The organism is Dolichospermum planctonicum, from assembly GCF_005402965.1.
GTDB classification, from domain to species: domain Bacteria; phylum Cyanobacteriota; class Cyanobacteriia; order Cyanobacteriales; family Nostocaceae; genus Dolichospermum; species Dolichospermum planctonicum.
In genome coordinates, this window is record NZ_BJCF01000021.1 from 44,207 (window position 1) to 63,713 (window position 19,507).

Annotated in this window: 15 protein-coding genes and 1 tRNA gene; 9 read left to right on the forward strand and 7 right to left on the reverse strand. The window is 37.7% G+C overall.

Annotated elements, in window-relative coordinates; translation table 11 throughout:
* Positions 1 to 30: 30 nt before the first annotated feature.
* The gene (locus FFO06_RS10965; RefSeq protein WP_137908076.1) at positions 31 to 744 is read right to left on the reverse strand and encodes a hypothetical protein; all 714 of its coding nucleotides are present in this window, start codon (positions 742 to 744) and stop codon (positions 31 to 33) included.
* A gap of 207 nt (positions 745 to 951) precedes the next feature.
* Here FFO06_RS10965 and crtD point away from each other — a divergent pair, with 207 nt between their 5' ends.
* Complete coding sequence (gene crtD / locus FFO06_RS10970; RefSeq protein ID WP_137908077.1) at positions 952 to 2,466, forward strand: C-3',4' desaturase CrtD; 1,515 nt, start codon at positions 952 to 954, stop codon at positions 2,464 to 2,466.
* A gap of 333 nt (positions 2,467 to 2,799) precedes the next feature.
* Here crtD and FFO06_RS10975 read toward each other — a convergent pair whose 3' ends face one another.
* Both FFO06_RS10975 and hslO read right to left on the reverse strand, forming a co-directional pair.
* Complete coding sequence (locus FFO06_RS10975; protein WP_137908078.1) at positions 2,800 to 4,872, reverse strand: chromosome segregation ATPase; 2,073 nt, start codon at positions 4,870 to 4,872, stop codon at positions 2,800 to 2,802.
* A 136-nt stretch (positions 4,873 to 5,008) separates the two neighbouring features.
* Positions 5,009 to 5,914, reverse strand: coding sequence for an Hsp33 family molecular chaperone HslO (gene hslO, locus FFO06_RS10980; RefSeq protein ID WP_137908079.1), 906 nt, complete (start codon positions 5,912 to 5,914; stop codon positions 5,009 to 5,011).
* Between the two features lie 96 nt (positions 5,915 to 6,010).
* On the opposite strand from hslO, the gene FFO06_RS10985 reads away from it, so the two are divergent.
* Complete coding sequence (locus tag FFO06_RS10985) at positions 6,011 to 6,397, forward strand: hypothetical protein (RefSeq protein ID WP_137908080.1); 387 nt, start codon at positions 6,011 to 6,013, stop codon at positions 6,395 to 6,397.
* A 104-nt stretch (positions 6,398 to 6,501) separates the two neighbouring features.
* Here FFO06_RS10985 and FFO06_RS10990 read toward each other — a convergent pair whose 3' ends face one another.
* Positions 6,502 to 7,221 carry a response regulator transcription factor gene (locus FFO06_RS10990; RefSeq protein ID WP_137908081.1) on the reverse strand — a complete coding sequence of 240 codons (720 nt, stop codon included), beginning with the start codon at positions 7,219 to 7,221 and terminating at the stop codon, positions 6,502 to 6,504.
* Between the two features lie 306 nt (positions 7,222 to 7,527).
* Between FFO06_RS10990 and FFO06_RS10995 the strand changes: the two genes are divergently transcribed.
* From FFO06_RS10995 to FFO06_RS11015, 5 genes are all read left to right on the forward strand, one after another.
* Positions 7,528 to 10,362, forward strand: coding sequence for an ATP-binding protein (locus tag FFO06_RS10995; RefSeq protein ID WP_137908082.1), 2,835 nt, complete (start codon positions 7,528 to 7,530; stop codon positions 10,360 to 10,362).
* 207 nt (positions 10,363 to 10,569) lie between these two features.
* Entirely contained in the window at positions 10,570 to 11,775 is a 1,206-nt protein-coding gene (locus FFO06_RS11000) for a hybrid sensor histidine kinase/response regulator (protein WP_137908083.1), read from the forward strand.
* 262 nt (positions 11,776 to 12,037) lie between these two features.
* On the forward strand, positions 12,038 to 12,889 hold the full coding sequence (locus tag FFO06_RS11005; protein ID WP_137908084.1) for a polysaccharide deacetylase family protein: 852 nt from the start codon (positions 12,038 to 12,040) through the stop codon (positions 12,887 to 12,889).
* A gap of 246 nt (positions 12,890 to 13,135) precedes the next feature.
* Positions 13,136 to 13,471: a hypothetical protein gene (locus tag FFO06_RS11010; protein ID WP_137908085.1), complete on the forward strand. Its 336-nt coding sequence runs from the start codon at positions 13,136 to 13,138 to the stop codon at positions 13,469 to 13,471.
* A gap of 158 nt (positions 13,472 to 13,629) precedes the next feature.
* Positions 13,630 to 14,181: an SRPBCC family protein gene (locus FFO06_RS11015; RefSeq protein WP_137908086.1), complete on the forward strand. Its 552-nt coding sequence runs from the start codon at positions 13,630 to 13,632 to the stop codon at positions 14,179 to 14,181.
* Positions 14,182 to 14,267: 86 nt separating this feature from the next.
* Here the strand turns inward: FFO06_RS11015 and FFO06_RS11020 are convergent.
* Positions 14,268 to 14,340, reverse strand: a tRNA-Glu gene (locus tag FFO06_RS11020).
* A gap of 396 nt (positions 14,341 to 14,736) precedes the next feature.
* Between FFO06_RS11020 and FFO06_RS11025 the strand changes: the two genes are divergently transcribed.
* Positions 14,737 to 16,629, forward strand: a complete 1,893-nt coding sequence (locus FFO06_RS11025) for a cation:proton antiporter (RefSeq protein WP_137908087.1) — start codon at positions 14,737 to 14,739, stop codon at positions 16,627 to 16,629.
* A gap of 78 nt (positions 16,630 to 16,707) precedes the next feature.
* Here FFO06_RS11025 and FFO06_RS11030 read toward each other — a convergent pair whose 3' ends face one another.
* A complete protein-coding gene (locus FFO06_RS11030; RefSeq protein WP_137908088.1) occupies positions 16,708 to 17,838 on the reverse strand; it encodes an aldo/keto reductase in 1,131 nt (376 codons plus the stop codon).
* 138 nt (positions 17,839 to 17,976) lie between these two features.
* Positions 17,977 to 18,474 carry a bifunctional nuclease family protein gene (locus tag FFO06_RS11035; protein ID WP_028082839.1) on the reverse strand — a complete coding sequence of 166 codons (498 nt, stop codon included), beginning with the start codon at positions 18,472 to 18,474 and terminating at the stop codon, positions 17,977 to 17,979.
* A 348-nt stretch (positions 18,475 to 18,822) separates the two neighbouring features.
* Here FFO06_RS11035 and FFO06_RS11040 point away from each other — a divergent pair, with 348 nt between their 5' ends.
* The gene (locus FFO06_RS11040; protein ID WP_137908089.1) at positions 18,823 to 19,482 is read left to right on the forward strand and encodes a riboflavin synthase; all 660 of its coding nucleotides are present in this window, start codon (positions 18,823 to 18,825) and stop codon (positions 19,480 to 19,482) included.
* Positions 19,483 to 19,507 lie beyond the last annotated feature (25 nt).

Here is a 19,507-nt window from a genome sequence, read left to right on the forward strand (position 1 = left end):
ATACCTCTACAGTCTCTACACTAAATTAACTCAATTCAAAAACACCGAACCACTAATTGCTTGTCCAGAAGAAGATAATGGCAAAAATTTCTCCACTAGCAATTCCTGGAAAGTTTTGACATCATTTTGCCAGTTACCAATTACTTGTTGTAAGTCTTGGATTTTTTCGGTGATGGTGTTACCTAATAGGGGATAATTTAAGTTACCAGAAAATAAAATTGCTGGTGTTACCTGTTCCCCAAATTGAACATTTACTTGATTAATAGCTAAATTCAAAACTCCGCGCTTTAAGGGGTAAGTTAACTCCAAGGAAGCATTGACTTTACTCCCCCCAAATTCTTGCCACGAACCAGGAGATAAAAGCTTACCACAGATATATTGATAAGCATCCGTTTCTGATGGAAAACCGACAAATCCTTTGGGGTTAATTCCCACTGCTTGATACTCTATTTGAGATAACTTTTCTATCAATTGACTCGCAATTGCTGCTACTTGAATCTCTGCTTGAGTTTTCGGTCCTATCATCTCTAAGACATTTAGTCGGTTCGGTTGGACAATGATTCCCACACCGTTTTTATAAACCAACTGTACTAAATTGTTATTGTACACTGGTTGATTTGCTAATTCCCAATCAGCAGGAATAATTCCCGTATATTTGAGAAAATCTGGGTTTAAAACTGCGGGATTGAGATTTTTAGCGACGATAGAAACCGCTATTTCTGAGATTTGTAAACTATTGCTCATAAACTCCTGGTTATTGCTGAATTTATTAACAGTATAAACACTGTCAAAACTAGTATAAGTCAAAAATCAAATATTTGTAAGTGTAAACTGTTTGTTTACATTGTCTTAATATATACACGCTAAATATAGATCAATTGCTTTTAAACTAATTTGTTGACAATAAATAAATTTTTTATTGTAAACTAATAATTAGTAATATTAAGAATTATGTCAAATTTATCTCATACAAAAAATCAATCCCGTGTGATTGTCATTGGTGCAGGTATAGGTGGACTTACGGCAGGTGCATTATTATCCAATAAAGGTTATAACGTCCTTGTACTTGACCAAGCAATAGTTCCTGGTGGTTGCGCTTCCACCTTCAAACGTCAAGGATTTATTTTTGATGTTGGTGCGACCCAAGTTGCAGGTTTAGAACCTGGGGGAATTCATCACCGCATTTTCTCGGAATTAAATATAGAATTACCCGCAGCTACACCTTGTGACCCAGCTTGTACGGTATATCTTCCCGGAGAGTCTATACCTATTAATGTGTGGCGTGATGCGGAAAAATGGCAAGAAGAACGCCAAAAACAATTTCCGGGAAGTGAATCTTTTTGGCAATTATTAACAACTTTATTTAATGCTAGTTGGGAATTTCAAGGACGTGATCCTGTGCTACCACCGCGTAATTTATGGGATTTAAAACAATTAATTAAAGCAGTGCGTCCAAGTACATTTATAACTGCACCTTTCACCTTTATGACAGTGGGAGATGCTTTACGATTATGTGGTTTAGGAAATGACAAAAGACTGCGGACATTTTTAGATTTACAACTCAAATTATATTCCCAAGTTAGCGCGGAAGAAACCGCCTTACTTTATGCAGCCACAGCTTTGAATGTATCCCAATTACCCCAAGGATTATTTCATCTCCAAGGCAGTATGCAAGTATTGAGCGATCGCTTGGTAGAATCTTTAGAACGAGATGGTGGTAAATTATTAATGAGACATACCGTCAAAAAAATCAAAGTTGAAAATAACCAAGCTAAATCTGTAATCATTAAAAATCAGAAAACAGGGGAAATTTGGACAGAAGCAGCAGATCATATAATTGCTAACGTTACAGTTGAAAACTTAGTTCAACTATTAGGAGAAAACGCCCCTTGGGGATATAAACAAAGAGTAGAAAAACTACCTCCTGCTTCTGGCGCTTTTGTTGTTTATATAGGTGTAGATAAGAGTGCAATTCCTGCCAATTGTCCACCGCATTTACAATTTTTATATGATATTAATGGACCAATTGGCGAAAATAATTCCCTATTTGTATCTGTAAGTCATGAAGGAGACGGCCGCGCACCATTAGGAAAAGCCACAATTATCGCTTCTTCCTTTGTTGATTTTACTCCCTGGTGGGAAACTGAAAATTACGAAGAGTTAAAACAAAAATTCACCCAAGAAGCAATATCCAAACTTTCCCAATATTTCTATTTAAAACCAGAAACCATCATTTATGTAGAAGCAGCCACACCTCGTACCTTTGCTAATTATACAGGTAGAGAAAAGGGAATTGTAGGCGGTATTGGTCAAAGAATTTCCACCTTTGGACCCTTTGGTTTTGCTAATCGTACTCCTATTAATAATTTGTGGTTAGTTGGTGATTCTACCCACCCTGGAGAAGGAACTGCGGGGGTAAGTTATTCGGCTTTGACGGTAGTTAGACAAATTCAAAATCAAGGGTAAAATTCTTTTTTTTCACGCAGAGTCGCCCAGACGCGGAGGAGAGATTTTACAGAAGAATAGTTAGTGATTCAAAATTAGGACTTTGCTACAGCAGTTCCCGATATTATGAAGTACAGATATTAATAATAAAACTCTTGTGGTGCGGGCATACTTCGACCAATCTCAGTACAAGTCTTGCCCGCACAAGGTGTACCTCACTCAAAGCTACTTGCTGTATGTTTAAGTATGAAATTAAAAAATCAAGAATTTCTCACTCTTAATCTTTCCGTCTTTGCGTTTTTGCGTCAGACTAATTCATACTTAAAATTAGCAAAATTATAAATTAATTACTAATTAATTACTAACTTCTGAAGGCTGAGATTCTTCTGCTGGTGTTGCTTCTGGCGTGGATTCCACTGATGGAGTAAGTGGTGATTTGGGAACCAGCAATTGCCGCCAAGTTCTAATTTGTTCCCTAGCATCAGTATAAGCACTACTACCGCGAGGAATTAACTTCGCTGTATTAATAGCTTTGGCAACATCATCTTCACTTTGAGAACGTGCTATTTGTAATAATTGTTGACTCCATTGGTCAATGGCAATGTTCACATCTAAACGCAAACTGTTACGATTAGATACCCGATTTGCCAACTCCATAGCCTGAACTAAAGCTTCTGGTGTGCCAATCTCTGCAACTTGCTTGGCTTTTTGCCAACTTTCCTGAGAGCGAATTTGGTCTTGCCAGGTATCTATAGCCGTTTGGGCTTCATCCGACAAAGCCCGTCCTGATGCAGCGATTTTTTGAGCTTCACTAATCGCAGTTTTAAAATCACCATTATCGGCCAATACCCTAGCCTGATCTAAGTATGGTTGATCTTGAATACGCTCAATTTTTGCAGTCCATAGCCGAATCTTTTTCCTCGCTTCTGGATATAATGCTCGCCCTGAACGAATTTGACTAACTTCAGCGATCGCAGTTTGTAAAGAGCTAACATCTTCACTAATTGCGATTTGTTCAGCCCGTTCTAAATATGGTGTATCTTCAATCGTCTCCACCTGGCCACGCCAACGCCCCATTTCCTGACGGGCTTCCTTCCCACGGGGATTACTACTAGGAATTAATTGTACCTCAGAAATAGCCGCAGTTAAATCACTAACCGTACCTTGACTAGCTAAATTCCGGGCTTTTTCTAAGCGAGAAACATCTTCAATTTCTAATTGCCAACTAGCAATTAATTGCTGTGCTTCATTATAATTTTCCCTAGAAGCATCTATTTGTTGAGCTTGAGAAATCGCCGTTTCTAACCCAGCCACAGTACCAATAAAGGCGCTTCTTTTCGCCTCACCCAAAAACAGAAAATCATCAACTTCCGCCTGTAATGCCGGAATAGGGGGGATTTTTCGAGCAATTTCCAGTGCTGTATCAGCATCTCGCCCTTTCATCTTCCCTTGTGCTAATTTAAGTATTTTCCGCGCAAATCCAGTGATTAGCTCCTGGGCTTTTTGGTATAAATAACTTTCTGGTTTAATCGTTTTAGCTAGTTTAATCGCTTTGAGTAAATTATCTAAACTCCGGGTTTCTGCTAAATTTTCAGCTTTGTAAAGTTTATCCCCATCTTCCCGCGCCGTGACAATAATATTATTTAATTGCTCATATTTAGTATTTGCCCAGTATTTATTATTTACCCGCAGTAATCTAGCTGTGAGCATAAAAGCCGATTGCCAATGTCTTTGGCGCAGTTCCTGTTCCGCTTCTTGGTAGATTCCTTCGGCTTTTGACCAAATTGACTGCCATTTTTCAATTTGCTCTTCTACTAATTTACTCGCTTCTAAATCCGCTGGAATTTGACGAGCAGTAGCGATCGCCCCCTGCAAATCCCCCGACTGAAAAGTCTCATCAGCTAGTTGTAAAATATCCCGTGACCATTTTTCTAAAAACCGATTGATTTCCCCCCGTAGAGGGTGATTTTCTGGTAACTGTTTCACCAAAGCGATCGCTTGGAGCAAATCATTAACTGTTTGCTTAGAAGCCGCCAACTGAGCGCAGTGTAACCTAACTGACGCACTCGCTAAAGGCCAGAAAATTTGCGGGCAATTAGGAGCAGAAGGCAGTTTAAACAACATAGATATTGCCAAAAACCCCACACTCCCAGGAATCAAAGTTAGCACTACCGCTAAAGGTATCCATCCCTTCATCCAAGGTGGCATTTTCTCAGTTATAACACTGATATAAAAATTAGCTTTAGAAGCATTATTTATAGATAGGCCAGTGCCATCTTGATTTTTTCCATTCTTCACAGACTTAAAATGAGAACCAACAGCAGTAGTATCAGCCGTTTGATTATTTGGTATATAGTTGGGCTGAAGCCCAATAGATTCATCTACTTGGTCCAAAGGCCAATTATCTGGAATATCCCGTTCTGTCATTGCTCACACCACAGTAATTAATTGAATAGCGATATGAAAGTAGGTAGATCAATAAATATAGATAATATTATGCTTAATATCCTCACTTTCCCATCAATAACATTACTATTATTTGGTTTGAGTATGACTAATTACATTAACCAGAAATTAAAGATTCTTTTTGTAAATCTAGAATTAGCTGAGTTAAATCATCACTAGTTGCCTGATAAACATTACCACAAAAGTCACAAATTGCCTCCGCACCATTATCTTTAACAATCATGTCCTCAAGTTCAGCCTCTCCCAATATTTTCAGCGCCCCTAGCACCCGCTCAAAAGAGCAACCACAATGAAAGCGTAGCATTTGACTTTCGGGAAATATGTTCAATCCCATATCTCCTAACAAATCATGCAAGATTTCCGTCAATGTTTTCCCCGCTTGTAGTAGTGGTGTAAAACCGGATAAAGCGGAAACTCTTGATTCTAAAGTCGCTACCAGTTCTTCATCTTTAGCCGCCTTAGGTAACACTTGTAGCAGTATTCCCCCGGCTGCTGTTACCCCCTGTTGTCCCACAAATACACCCAAAACTAACGCCGAAGGAGTTTGTTCCGAATTTAGGAGATAATGGGCTACATCCTCACCTATTTCCCCGGAAACCAGTTCCACTGTACTAGAGTAAGGATAGCCATAACCAACATCTCGGACTACATAAAGATAGCCCCCACCCACAGCAGAACCAACATCCAGTTTACCTTTGTGATTGAGAGGCAATTCCGCAGATGGATTACCGACATAACCCCTAACAGTTCCATCTAAACCTGCATCTGCTAATATACCACCTAAAGGACCATCTCCTTTAACGCGAACATTTACCCTAGAGCCTTGTCGTTTCATGCTTGAAGCCATTAACAAACCAGCCGCCATTGTTCTTCCTAGTGCTGCTGTCGCCACATAGGACAATTTATGGCGAACCCTTGCTTCTTCCGTTAACCGGGTGGTAATCACACCTACTGCTTTAATCCCCCCATTCGCCGCAGTCCCACGAATTAATTGATCTGCCATGAAAAACCTTACAATTCTTTTGGTGACTTTTGTATTTTAGCTTAAACAGTAGAAGCCGTTGATTAACCCATTACCCATTACCCATTACCCATTACCATGCTAGGTACATTTCAACAAAGCCAAATCCGCATCGAAATTCCAGCATCAGCTGATGCCATTCATGATAGTATTCTTCATCCAGTACAATTGAAAAAATGGCTCTTAGGACAAAATTTCCCCCCGGAAATGCCCACAGAATTGCCACCGGGCTTTGAATTTACTACTTGGACAGGACCTGTATCCATTCATCATCGAGTAGATGTGGTAAAACCCAATTGTTTGCGATTACTACTCAGTGGAGCCATTGATGGCTTTCACGAATGGTACTGGGGTGAAGGTTGGGTACAGTCACGCTTAGAAGGTGTATCTATGTTACCTCTCAATTTAGGTCAAAGCCTCAGTTTATTTAGCTTGCGTCAGTTTTTATCAGGGATAAGAAATTAACCGCAGATAAAAAAATATCCCCTATTCCCTACAAGAAAATGGGGATTTTCTGTAAACTTTTTGACTTTTCAAACATCCTCTGAACAGCAAATTACCTGTTAATATTAATTAATCTCCAGTAATTTATAATCTCGGAGCAATTTTGTGTTTTCAGCACTTAATAATTCCCGCAGGCTATCAATCTCATTTAATATCTCGATTTCCCGTCTACATTCTTGTTGTAAAATTGATAAGTAGCGCTCGCGCTGCTTTTCTGTTTTGGCCTCTTTGAGCATACAAATGGCCATGTTAATGTTAGAAACAGGATTGGATAAGTCTATAGAAACTTTTCTTAATAGGCTTTCTCGAACCTGTGCCAGTTCGTTGGAGTTTTGCAACTCAAGCTGATTGGTTTTGATTTCCTTTTGCAGTCTTGCTGACTTCCGAGCTTCTTTTAGATAGGCTTGACCAGGGATTAAACGTTTTTGCAACCTAGCTTTTACTGCTTGTAATATTTCCAAAGGCTCAAAAGGTTTAGTAATGTAATCATCAGCACCTAGACACATACCTTGACGTAAATCACTCCGGTTGGCTCTAGCAGTGAGAAAAATCAGGGGGATATCAGCACACTTGGGTTCTTGTCGCAGTTTTTGTAAAACCTCATAGCCATTGATTCCTGGTATCATAATGTCACAGATGATTAAATCAGGATTTTTATTTTTCGCCAATTGTAGCCCGGTTGTTCCGTCTACAGCGGTAATAACGTTGAAATCTGCCAATTCTAAAATTTCTTGCAGATTTGAGAGAATTTGAGTTTCATCTTCGATTACTAAAATTAAGCTCATGACTCAAAGTTGACCTCTAGGGAATTATCTATGTATATTTCCGACAATTTTTTTGTGATTTTATTCACTTAATGCCGGCCATTATACAGCAAATTGTACATACTCAACTTTTAAATAATGATTTAATAACGAATTTTGCTACTCCGAAAATTTTTTCCCTCATACCACAATACTGTTCAGTTAGAGCCGCCAAAATTAAATTATCTTTACTTTGTATCCTTACCTTAACAGTATTGGTGTATAATAGACTATGGTATAGTTCCATGGACGCACCCAAATCAGGTATTGACCACATTTACTTAAATAATGAAAAGCTATAGCGCGAATATATTAAAAGAAATACCCCTGAGATTAGTCCTAATTGTTCCCTTTGTCTTGCAAATTGTCGGGGCTGTGGGGTTAGTTGGTTATCTTTCATACTATACTGGGGAAAAGGTAGTAGAGAATATGGCTAAACAATTGATCACAGAAATTTCTGACCACATTGATCAAAGTCTAGATGATTATTTGGAACACCTAATACAAACTAGCGAAAATAATGTGGCTCTGATCAAATTAGGTATTATGAATTATCAGGATTTAGCCACAGTAAAAAACTATTTTTGGCGGCAGTTACAAATAATTGATCACATAAATGATGTTGCCATTGCTACAGAGAAAAACAGATTTTTGGCAGTAGCTAAACAAAAAGATGGATCTGGGATGATTATTCTCAGAGATCAGTCAACTAATTATAAATGGAATACCTACTTCACTGACAATCTAGGGAATTACAATCAGTCTAAAAATATCATTAATTCTCAAACCGAACCCTCGGAAGATACTCGATCAAGTCATTGGTATCAAACAGCGAAAAATGCAGCAGGAGAGGGAATTTGGCACTTTATTGTTTCAAGAAATAACCACAATGAACCAACTTTAATTATTGGCTATTTATTAGCATTCTTTGATCAGAATAATACTTTTCAGGGAGTTGTTAGTACCTCTGTTCCTCTATCTCAACTAGAGGATTTCCTGCGAAAATTGAAAATAGGTAAGACAGGTCAAGCTTTTATTTTAGAACGGAGCGGGTTATTAGTTGCTAGTTCCACTGGTGAAGATCCTTTTCTTTTAGGTTTATCAACCTCTTTCAATTTTTCTAAACCAGATAATTTGAGTAAATACAGATTAAATACACTGAACAGTCGTAACGATCTAACTCGGGAAACAACTCAAAACCTATTAGCACATTTCCAGGGAATTGAGCGAATAACAACAAAACAAAACCTGATCTTTGTATCCAAAAATGGGCAACGGCATTTTGTCGAAGTTATACCAGCGTCGGTTGATAGAAATTTAGATTGGCTAACAGTTGTTGTGATTCCTGAAACCGATTTTCTTAAAGAAATTAAGAACAATATTGATTTGACCATTGTATTGTGTGGTCTAACTCTACTGATTAGCACGGGGATGGGTTTTCTCACCACTAGATGTGTAAATAAATCCATTCTACAGTTAAATAGAGCCACTCAAGCTCTAGAACTAGCCAACTGTCAACCATTTTGGAGAGAATCAGATCTTGCTTTAATGGAAGTTAAATGTATTAAAGAATTGGTAAATCTGTCCAATTCCTTCAAGAGAATGGCTATTCAGTTACAATCATCTCTAATAACTTTGGAAGAGCGAGTTGAGCAAAGAACCGCAGAATTATTCATTGCTAAAGAAAAAGCTGAAATAGCAAATCAAGCCAAAAGCGAGTTTCTTGCTAACATGAGTCACGAATTGCGTACACCCCTAAATGGTATTTTAGGCTATGCCCAGATTTTGAGCCGGACACAACTTACTCAGGAGCAACAGCGGGGAATTGCTGTGATTTATCAATGTGGTACTCACTTACTCACCCTGATTAACGATATCCTTGATATTGCCAAAATTGAAGCCCGGAAAATGGAACTTGATCCTGTACCTTGTTATTTACCATCTTTATTACAAGGAGTAGCGGAAATTGCCAGAATTAAAGCAGAGGAAAAAAGCCTAGATTTTATTTACGAATTAGCAGAAAATATGCCATCAGGAGTTATTCTAGATGAAAAGCGGGTTAGACAAATTTTGCTAAATCTCTTGAATAATGCCATCAAGTTTACAAATAGAGGACAAGTTATTTTTAGAGCTATTATTAGTGATAATGATATAAAAACATTGACATCCTCTTCTGTGAAAATCAAGTTTCAGGTTGAAGATACTGGAATTGGCATGAACAGCGAGGAATTAACAAGAATTTTTATGCCTTTTGAACAGACGGGAACATCTAAACAAAAAACAGAAGGAACTGGTTTAGGTTTAGCAATTAGTAAAAGTTTTGTAGAAATGATGGGTAGTCACTTGGAAGTTAAAAGTGAATTGGGAATTGGCACTTTATTTGAATTTGAGATCCAGTGTTCTTTGGCTGATAACTGGGCTAAAGCTAATACTATGACTAATTTAGGCCAAATTGTGGGATATTCTGGCCAGCGTAGACAAATTTTAGTAGTTGATGATCGTTGGGAAAATCGCTCTGTAATCGTTAGTTTACTTGCTCCCTTGGGTTTTATAGTTATAGAAGCTAACAATGGTGAAGAAGCTTTACAAAAGGCTATAGAAAATCCTCCTGATCTGATAATTTCTGACCTAAAAATGCCGATTATGGACGGGTGGGAAATGCTGACTCAAATACGTGAATTAGCCGAGTTGAGAAACACAATCGTGATTATTTCTTCTGCTAGTGTATTTGATGCAGACCGTCAAAAAAGCTTGCTTATCGGTGGACAGGGTTTTTTACCTAAACCAGTGAAAACAGAAGAACTTTATTGGATATTAGCCCAACAACTTCATCTGAACTGGATTTATGCAGAATCCATGACAAATGACACTAAAACATCCATGGAAGTTACTGATACAGAAATGGTTGTGCCACCAGCCTCGGATTTAACCATATTGCTAGAATATGCTATGAAAGGACAAATTCGGGAAATAAATCATGAGCTAAACCGTCTGGAGCAAAGCGGTGAAATTTACCGTCCCTTTATAGATAAAATGACTTTGATGCTGCGAGGATATAAAATTGTTAAGATCCGTGAATTTCTGCAAAATATCAGTAAACAAAAAACATCTTTACCTAAATAGTGTACTCTAGAAAAGAGAGTCTTGGGATTTAATCTCAAAATAACGTAGTATACTGGGGTTAGTCGTATTTAAACTCAAGATGAAATACCTAACCCATGAACAAGTTTATAAACAATTCAGCACTATGAAACTCAAAGTTAAAAATCAGTTAACCGTTACGAGAATCGCTATTTTCATTCATAATTTATAAATCATAAGGAAAAGATTTTGAAAACTTTAACTAAGCAGTCCATAATTTTAGTAGTTGATGACAATCCCACCAATTTAGAAATTCTTGATCATGCTTTGAATCAAGAAGGGTACAAAGTGCGAATCGAAGCAGAGGGGTTAAATGTCATGAAACAAGCCCGTTTGAGTATTCCTGATTTAATCCTATTGGATATTATGTTGCCTGATATTAATGGATTTGAGGTTTGTCAGCAATTGAAAGCCGATCCCTTGACCAAGTCTATACCTATAATTTTTATGACTGCTCTGGCTGATACTGTTGATAAAATTAAAGGGTTAAATTTAGGTGCCGTGGACTATATAACTAAGCCATTTCAAAAACAAGAATTACTTGCTCGTGTGCGTGGACATTTGCAGTTACGAGAATTAACTAAAACTTTAGAAATCCAGAATCAACAACTCATAGAACTGAAAAGTGAGCTAGAAAATCGCGTTGCTGAACGGACAGCAGAATTAAGTCAGGCTCTAGAAAAAGAAAAGGAAGTAAATCAATTAAAATCCCGGTTCATTACCATGGCATCCCACGAGTTTCGCACTCCTTTAGCGATTATTTCTTCATCATCGGGTATTTTACAAAATTTTAGCGATCGCCTCAGTGAAAAAAGAAAACAGGAACATCTAGAAACAATCCAAAATACAATCAGGCATATCATCCAAATCCTTGATGATGTCCTCATGATTAACCAAGCTGAAGCTGAAAAAATAGAAGTAAACCTAGAACCATTAGATATCATTAAGTTCTGTCGTCATCTCAAGGAGCAAATAGAAGCTAGCTTTACCTCCCATGGAATTGATTTTTATATAGATTTAGGTGATGAAATTTTCAGCAATTATCAGATTGTTCAAGTAGACAAAAAACTGTTGCGGCAAATTATAACCAACCTCCTGACTAATGCTATTAAGTATTCTCCTAATCACAATTTAGTTAACTTTAGTTTGTCTAAGAAAGATGACCAACTTATCTTTAAAATTAGTGATCATGGTATTGGTATTCCTGAAGCAGACCAAGTTCATTTATTTGAGTATTTTCAGCGCGGATCTAACGTCGGGACACTTCCTGGTACAGGTTTAGGTTTGTCCATAGTCAAAAAATGCGTGGATTTGCACCAGGGGGAAATTACCTTCTATAGTGAATTAGGAAAGGGAACAGTATTTACAGTGATTCTTCCTTTTTTAAAGGGCTGAAAATTTGATCAATTAGCAGTTTTGTTGCTCATACTTTCACTGTTGTGATACTGAAATCGGTAAATTTGAACACATAAATACTATTTACACTGATTGATATGCAAAGCATCCAGGATTCTATTAATCAGATCATCATCTAAAGTTTATATTAGTTTAATCTACAATGGTCAAGAAAAGATAAATTTAGAATCATAACTAGCTCAGGCACAGGATTCTTATAAAATTCTCAACAAAATTCTCAACAAAATTCTCAACAAAATTTATGTCCCCAATTAACAATTATACCCCGACAGACAGCCACAATCAAAAACTCAAAATCATTGGTATGGCCACAATATTATTATCTTTAGCTGCTTGTACTAACGTCCAAAGTCCCAACCAGTTAAAAACAAATGACAAACCATTAAAAGTTGCTATTCCTGAACATGAATTTCCAGGAAAATCACAACTATCAACTAAAATTGAAAATCTAAATTTTACCGTCCCCAGCAAATATCAGGGGAAGACAGTTTATCAAGTCGAACCCAGTAATAAAGAGAAAGTAATTGCGTTAACTATTGATGATGGTCCTTGGCCAAAAACAACCTTAGAAATGCTGGATATCTGCAAACAAAATAATGTCAAAGTTACATTTTTTTGGGTAGGAAATGCTTTACAAGCTAACCCCGAAATTGCTAAACGAGTTGTAGCTGAAGGCCACGCTATCGGTAATCATACTTGGCATCATTGGTATCGAAATATGGATGCAGCTACAGCAAAAAGTGAAATTGAACGCACAAATGACCTAATTTACAAGACAACAGGCGTTAAAACATCTTTTTTCCGCCCTCCAGGAGGCTATTTAAACAACGGATTAGCTGCTTATGCCAAAAATCAAAAAAACTCCGTTGTCCTCTGGTCTGTCACCTCAGCAGACACCGATCCTCGCGCTAAACCTCAAGCCTTTGTGAAAAATGTTCTTAAAGGAGCAAAACCTGGAGCAATTGTGTTAATGCACGATGGTGGAGGAAATCGGGAGAGAACAGTGAAAGCCTTACCAGAAATTATTAGCGGGCTTAAACAGCAAGGATACCGATTTGTCACAGTTCCTGAACTCTTGAAAATGCAGCCATAAATATCCTCTTCTATTATTCTAGATTTGCTTGTATATCTATCTAAATATTTTTTGCAAATGTTAGCTTATCAATAAACACAAAGACTTAACCACAATTTACCCAGTAAGTTCACTGTCACAGTTGTTGAAGGGTTTAAAACGGTTCTCTCCCCTCAAATATGAAATCTATTTTGCTATATTGAACATTTTTTTAAAGATACTACACTTGTATTACTACTCTGTATATATCTGTAAGGAGAAAAAATCATGCAAACCATTACACGCATTTCAACAACTGATATGGAAGTTACTAGTATTCGTCTAGAACGGGTACTAAAGGATAAACTTAAAGATATGGCTGGTAATCAAGGATATCAGTCTCTAATTCGAGATATCCTGTGGAATTATATCCAGCAAAAATCTGGTGAGTGGAACCCGCGTTTTTCTAAATCTGATATTCGTGCCAGTATTTGTGCTATAGCGGAACAAGAACAACGTTGTGTCCTCACAGGTAAATTAATTGAACCACAACAGTCAATGTTGTTAGGATTAACCAGAAATGGTGATATGCTTCCTCTGAGCTTGGAAAGTTTATCTGGCTAGTTGGAAATTTTAGTTAATTTTACCCATTTATACCCTTGTAATTGGGTAAAATACCACTTTCAACTTGATTTTAAACATTTCACTATGGGTTTTAGTATTAACTCGGATGCAAAATATCAGCTTTATGGGTTATTTATAGGTAAATAGAATAAAAAACAATGGTAACTGATTCTTCTACACTCAGTAACAATATTTCTCCTGAAGAAAACTTAGATACCAATGAAGTAGCTATTCAGGTTGATAAATTATCAGACAGACAGCGCCAAATTAGCGCGATAATCCAAATTCCCCAACCAGTAGAAAAAGTTTGGCAAATTCTCACGGACTATGAATCATTACCTGATTTTATTCCCAATCTAGCCAAAAGCACTCTTCTTGAACATCCCAATGGAGGCATTCGACTGGAACAAATTGGTAGAGCGAGTTTACTTAATTTTAAATTCTGTGCCCGTGTGGTTTTGGATTTAGAGGAATCATTTCCTAAATTAATCCAATTCAATATGGTAGAAGGAGATTTTAAGGGTTTTTCGGGTTTTTGGTGCTTAGAGCCTTGTTTTCTCAGTGAACAACAAGGTACTACTCTTTGCTACACCATCCAAGTTTGGCCTAAACTGACTATGCCAATCTCAATTATTGAACGCCGTCTCAGTCAAGACCTGCAAGCCAACCTCTTAGCAATTCGTCAGCGCTCTCTAGAAACCATACTCTAACTAATTATTTGGTTATAGGAACTACAAAAAAATAAGAAATTAGAAAGAATAAAAGGATAGAAAAAACTTTTCTATCCCTTCCTTAGTACCCCCAAGGGAATTCGAATCCCTGTTACCTCCGTGAAAGGGAGGTGTCCTAGGCCTCTAGACGATGGGGGCTTGTTTCTCATCACTTTAAACAATATAGCGGATTTTTTTGAGGATGTCAATAGGTTGGGAAAAAATTTTTTTGAGCAGTCTGGGAAAGGGTTAGAGGCGCGAGCAGGGGAAATAAACTGCTGACGGTTGGATAAAATCTACTAAAATCTTAGTGAGATAACTTTGGTGGGTACTGTTTTCCTATGGGCGTTGCTGATTTGATGTGTGAAAATGATTTTTGATGATATCCAAACTCTTGTAGAGAAGTTCCATGGAACTTCTCTACACCTAAATTCATGCTTGGTTTGGGCAACGCCGCCTATGAAGGTCTCCAGATACTCTTGTTTACCAGTTTCCTTGCTATATGATTCTGTACACAGGATTTTGATTTGAAATCTATGGCTCAAAATCTACAACATGGAAGCACCTTTTGAAATCACCATCCAGATGGTGATCACTGTTTTTGCGGGCATTAGCGCCCAGGTAATGGCTGCATATTTCAAGCTACCCAGCATTGTCTTACTACTGCTATTAGGCATTCTTTTGGGTAAAGACGGTTTGGGACTATTGCAACCGCACTTACTAGGGGCAGGATTAGAAGTGATTGTTTCCCTAGCAACGGCAATCATTTTGTTTGAGGGAGGACTGAAATTAGATCGGCAAGAGTTGGGCAAGGTTTCCGTTAGTTTACAGTTACTTGTGACACTGGGAACAATGATCACTCTGTTGGGGGGTAGTCTGGCCGCTCACTGGTTGGGTGAATTTCCTTGGAATATAGCTTTTCTCTATGCGTCTATTGTTGTTGTTACTGGTCCAACTGTCATTGGTCCATTAATTCAACAAATTAATGTAGATAGACAAGTAGCAACGCTGTTAGAAGGAGAAGGGATTATCATTGATCCCGTGGGTGCTATTCTGGCTTATGTAGTCCTAGATACGATTTTAAACGGTGATACAGACCCGATTAATGCCATTATTGGTCTCCTCTTACGTTTCGGTGTAGGTGCGGGTATAGGTGGTATTGGTGGCTACTTAATGAGTTGGATCTTCAAACGGGCCAATTTCATCTCCTTTGAACTGAAAAATCTGGTTGTACTGGCAATGTTATGGGTATTATTCACCCTAGCGCAAATCATCCGCAGCGAGTCGGGAATTATGACTACAGTGGTGGCTGGTGCGGTATTTGCTAACTCTTCAGTTCCCGAAGAACGTTTATTGCGAAGTTTTAAAAATCAACTTACCATTCTCAGTGTTTCTGTTTTATTCATCCTCCTAGCGGCTGATTTATCTATTGCCAGTGTCTTGGCTTTGGGTTGGGGGAGTTTATTGACTGTTTTGGTGTTAATGTTTGTCGTCCGTCCCATTAATATCATTCTTTGTACTTGGAACAGTGACTTAAATTGGCGACAAAAACTATTTTTAAGTTGGGTTGCACCCAGAGGCATAGTTTCCGCTTCTGTGGCTTCTTTATTTGCGATTTTACTCACCCAACGCGGCATTAATGGTGGTGACTCAATTAAGGCTTTAGTGTTTTTAACAATTATTATGACAGTTTTTTGTCAAGGTTTAACCGCTGGCTGGTTGGTTAAATTGTTAAGAATTACTTCTCAAGACGCAACTGGGGCGGTAATTGTCGGCTGTAATCCTTTGGGTTTATTAATTGCTCGCTTTTTTCAAGAACGGGGAGAAAGTGTCGTGATGATTGATACTGATCCAGAACGTTTAGCCCAAGCTGAAGCCCAAAATCTTAGGGTAATTGCTAGTAGTGCTTTGGACGGGGAAATACTCGAAGAGGCCGGAATTGGTTCAATGGGTACTTTTTTGGCAATTACAAGTAATGGTGAGGTAAATTTTGTTTTAGCACAACGGGCAGCTGAGGAATTTAATCCCCCCTGTGTTTTAGCTGCTTTTCCCCGTCACCCTCAAGGTTCTCCTTTGGTTAATAGTAAAGTTGATCAGGCTTTTGTTTCTGATTTACCAATAAAAACTTGGAATGAATATTTAAGTAATGGACAGGTTAAGTTAGGTGCAACTACATTAAATGTGGCAGAATTTGCATCTCAACAAGAACATATACAAGAAAAAATTCAGGATGGGATTTTAATACCTCTTTTGCTAGAACGGGAAGAACGTTTACAGGTAATGTCAGCTACCCAAGAATGGGAAATTGGCGATCGCATTATCTATCTATTATATGATTCCCGTCCTAATCTTTTAAAACTGCTCTCTGGTGCGAGTCAATCTACACCTTTAACGGTGGAAACATTAGCAGAAGTCGAAGAAATCAGGAGCAAAAATACTAATGTTTAAAGATTTCCGTAATTTAAATATCCATTATCTTTAATATTTGTAGAGATGTTGCTGGTAACATCTCTACATTTGATTTTTTTACTCCCATAATCTTCTTCCTGCTTTCCCTTGTAATCTTTCATGGGTATCTTTTAATAAGGTAGGAATATCTAAATTTTCTGGACATTTGGGTAAACAATCACCACATTCTGTACAACGGTTGGCTTTCATTCCTGGAAACCAATGACCGGCTTTTTCAAACATTCCATAACGATATTGTCCATAATCTGTCATATTGTAGGCTACGGCTAAATTTCTTAATCTTAAAACTTCGGGAATATGAATATTTTCGGGACAAGGTAAACAAGCATAACATTGACTACATTTATCAGTTAATAAAACATTATTTTGCTGAGTTTCTAATCTTTCTAAAATATCAATTTCCGCTTTTGTTAATTCATTTTTATGAGCAAAAATTTCTGGAGATATTACTAACTCTTCCGGTTTTGCTGGTCCTATACTCAAGGTAGTAATGCGTTTATCATTTAGCAGAAAACGATAATTAAAATCTAAGGGTGTGAATGGATGACAAAGTTCTTTTAATCTTTGGGGTGGACTATATAATTTTCCCCCTTTATCAGCGGGAGAAATAATAAAAACCCCCATATCTTTCTCTATTGCTAATTGAATTGCGGCGGTATTACGTTGGAAAAAATAGTAATAATGCAGATTGACAAATTCAAAAAAATCTGTATTTATAGCTGCTAAAATTAGATCTAATCCACCGTGGGTAGAAAAACCAATATGTCTAACTCTGCCATCATTTATAGCCTCTTGTACAGCCAGCATACAGCCGTTTTTTGATTGTACCCATTCTAAATGTTGCCAAGTATTTAATCCATGAATTCCTAGACAATCTAAATAATCTAAATTTAACCGTTTTAAAGATTCATCAATATACTGACGCATGGTATCAGCATCCGCTGTAGGCGGAATTTTGGTAGTAATATAAAGTTGATGACGAGGTATTGATAAACCAGCCTTAATAGCTTTAGCCAGATATGCTTCGCACTCACCATAACCTCTAGCTGTTTCTAGATGATTAATTCCTAAAGATAAGGCTTTTTCAATGGTTTGCTGGACATTTTCGCTATCAGTTAAATAGCGCATTGTTCCCAAAGAAAAAACAGAAAGATGTAAATTAGTTTTACCAAAACGACGATATTGCATGAATCCAATTTATCCAGTTAAGTAAATGATGGCTGAGTTGAGGAAAGAATAGAGAAATAATAAAATAATTTTTTTTGTGTTTTCTCAATTCTCAGCTTTGACAACTCAGTAATTATTACTCAATACTTTCCTGCGGTACTAGCTTTCTCCATTGCCAAACCGCTTAATTAAGTCCTCGGGACGGAGATTAGAAATAAATTCGCGGAAGGCCTCCTGTTCAGCTTCATCAGCATCACGATCTACGGGGATAGAAGCATCAGCGACTACTTCTTCCATCACCCAAATAGGGGTATTTGTACGTAGGGCAATAGCGATCGCATCACTGGGACGAGCATCAATTTCTTTTTTGACATCCCCTTGCTGAAGAATTAACGCAGCATAAAAGGTATCCTTTTGCAGAGTATGAATAATGACTCTATCTAAGGTCATATTCCACGCCTCCAGCATATTTACCATCAGGTCATGGGTTAAAGGTCTAGGAGGCTTTTGATTTTCCATAGCCCCCATAATTGCTCTCGCTTGTTCTTGACCGATGTAAATGGGCAAAGCGCGACGATCTGAACCATCTTTCAGGAGTACAATCGGGCTGCGGGTGATGGCATCTAATGCTATACCAGCGACTTTCATTTCTATCATTGGTTCAGCCTCTAAAATTCTTTAATCGCTTGGAACTATGTAGCAGACAATACACTCTTCTGAAAATTAAAAATTAATGGTTCGTTGACTGTTGTTGTGGTCTCCTAGCAATGAGGTATAAATAAACCTATTTCATACCATATTAACAACTAATTTATTTATCCTTCATATTTTATCCTTCTTTAACCTTTAAATTCAAGTAAGCCCTGGGAGTGATGTTAATATGTTAATATTCATTTAGCAAAATCGGGAAATAAATTAAACCTACGGGCTGTAAATTTTTTCCGATAATTATGAGTTGATTTCCGCCAAAATTAGGCAATAAATAAAATTATTTTCGCAAAAGCTGTGTTTACAGGATTAATTCAAGGTTTAGGAACGATAAAACCCCGTGGGGGAGATTTGTGGCAGATTAGTTATCTTAGTCAGCCACAGACAATCGTTCAGGACTTGGCTTATGGTGATAGTATAGCTGTAGATGGAGTCTGTCTGACGGTTGAAGAAATATTAAAAGATGGATTTATTGCCACCGCTTCACCAGAAACCCTCGGGCGCACAACATTAGGTCAAGAAGAAACTCAGCAAAGATATGTTAACTTAGAAACATCGCTGCGAGTAGGTGGTAAAGTCGGTGGTCATTTTGTCATGGGTCATGTAGATGGAATTGGTCAGTTAATAACATCTAAACAAACTGCTAGTTCCTGGGAAATGACCTTTGTTGCTCCCGATGCGATCGCTCGTTATATTGTTCCTAAAGGTAGTATTGCTGTTAATGGTATCAGCCTAACGGTCGCTGAATATAAATCAGAGTTATCTCAATTTACAGTCGCAGTCATACCGCTGACTTATGCCGAAACCAATCTGAGTCATTTAGTCCCAGGGAGTTGGGTAAATTTAGAAGCAGACATCTTGGGTAAATACGTAGAAAAGTTCCTCACTCCTGGAAATAATCACCATCAAGAAGGGGATATTACAACTGCATTTTTAGCAGAAAATGGGTATTTGTAGAGGGAATTGGCAATTCCCCCTACCT

Bases quoted from the DNA above. Each gene is read 5' to 3' on its own strand.
- FFO06_RS10965 (WP_137908076.1), bottom strand. From the start codon at position 744: ATGAGCAATAGTTTACAAATCTCAGAAATAGCGGTTTCTATCGTCGCT.
- crtD (WP_137908077.1), top strand. From the start codon at position 952: ATGTCAAATTTATCTCATACAAAAAATCAATCCCGTGTGATTGTCATT.
- FFO06_RS10975 (WP_137908078.1), bottom strand. From the start codon at position 4,872: ATGACAGAACGGGATATTCCAGATAATTGGCCTTTGGACCAAGTAGAT.
- hslO (WP_137908079.1), bottom strand. From the start codon at position 5,914: ATGGCAGATCAATTAATTCGTGGGACTGCGGCGAATGGGGGGATTAAA.
- FFO06_RS10985 (WP_137908080.1), top strand. From the start codon at position 6,011: ATGCTAGGTACATTTCAACAAAGCCAAATCCGCATCGAAATTCCAGCA.
- FFO06_RS10990 (WP_137908081.1), bottom strand. From the start codon at position 7,221: ATGAGCTTAATTTTAGTAATCGAAGATGAAACTCAAATTCTCTCAAAT.
- FFO06_RS10995 (WP_137908082.1), top strand. From the start codon at position 7,528: ATGAAAAGCTATAGCGCGAATATATTAAAAGAAATACCCCTGAGATTA.
- FFO06_RS11005 (WP_137908084.1), top strand. From the start codon at position 12,038: ATGTCCCCAATTAACAATTATACCCCGACAGACAGCCACAATCAAAAA.
- FFO06_RS11010 (WP_137908085.1), top strand. From the start codon at position 13,136: ATGCAAACCATTACACGCATTTCAACAACTGATATGGAAGTTACTAGT.
- FFO06_RS11015 (WP_137908086.1), top strand. From the start codon at position 13,630: ATGGTAACTGATTCTTCTACACTCAGTAACAATATTTCTCCTGAAGAA.
- FFO06_RS11025 (WP_137908087.1), top strand. From the start codon at position 14,737: ATGGAAGCACCTTTTGAAATCACCATCCAGATGGTGATCACTGTTTTT.
- FFO06_RS11030 (WP_137908088.1), bottom strand. From the start codon at position 17,838: ATGCAATATCGTCGTTTTGGTAAAACTAATTTACATCTTTCTGTTTTT.
- FFO06_RS11035 (WP_028082839.1), bottom strand. From the start codon at position 18,474: ATGATAGAAATGAAAGTCGCTGGTATAGCATTAGATGCCATCACCCGC.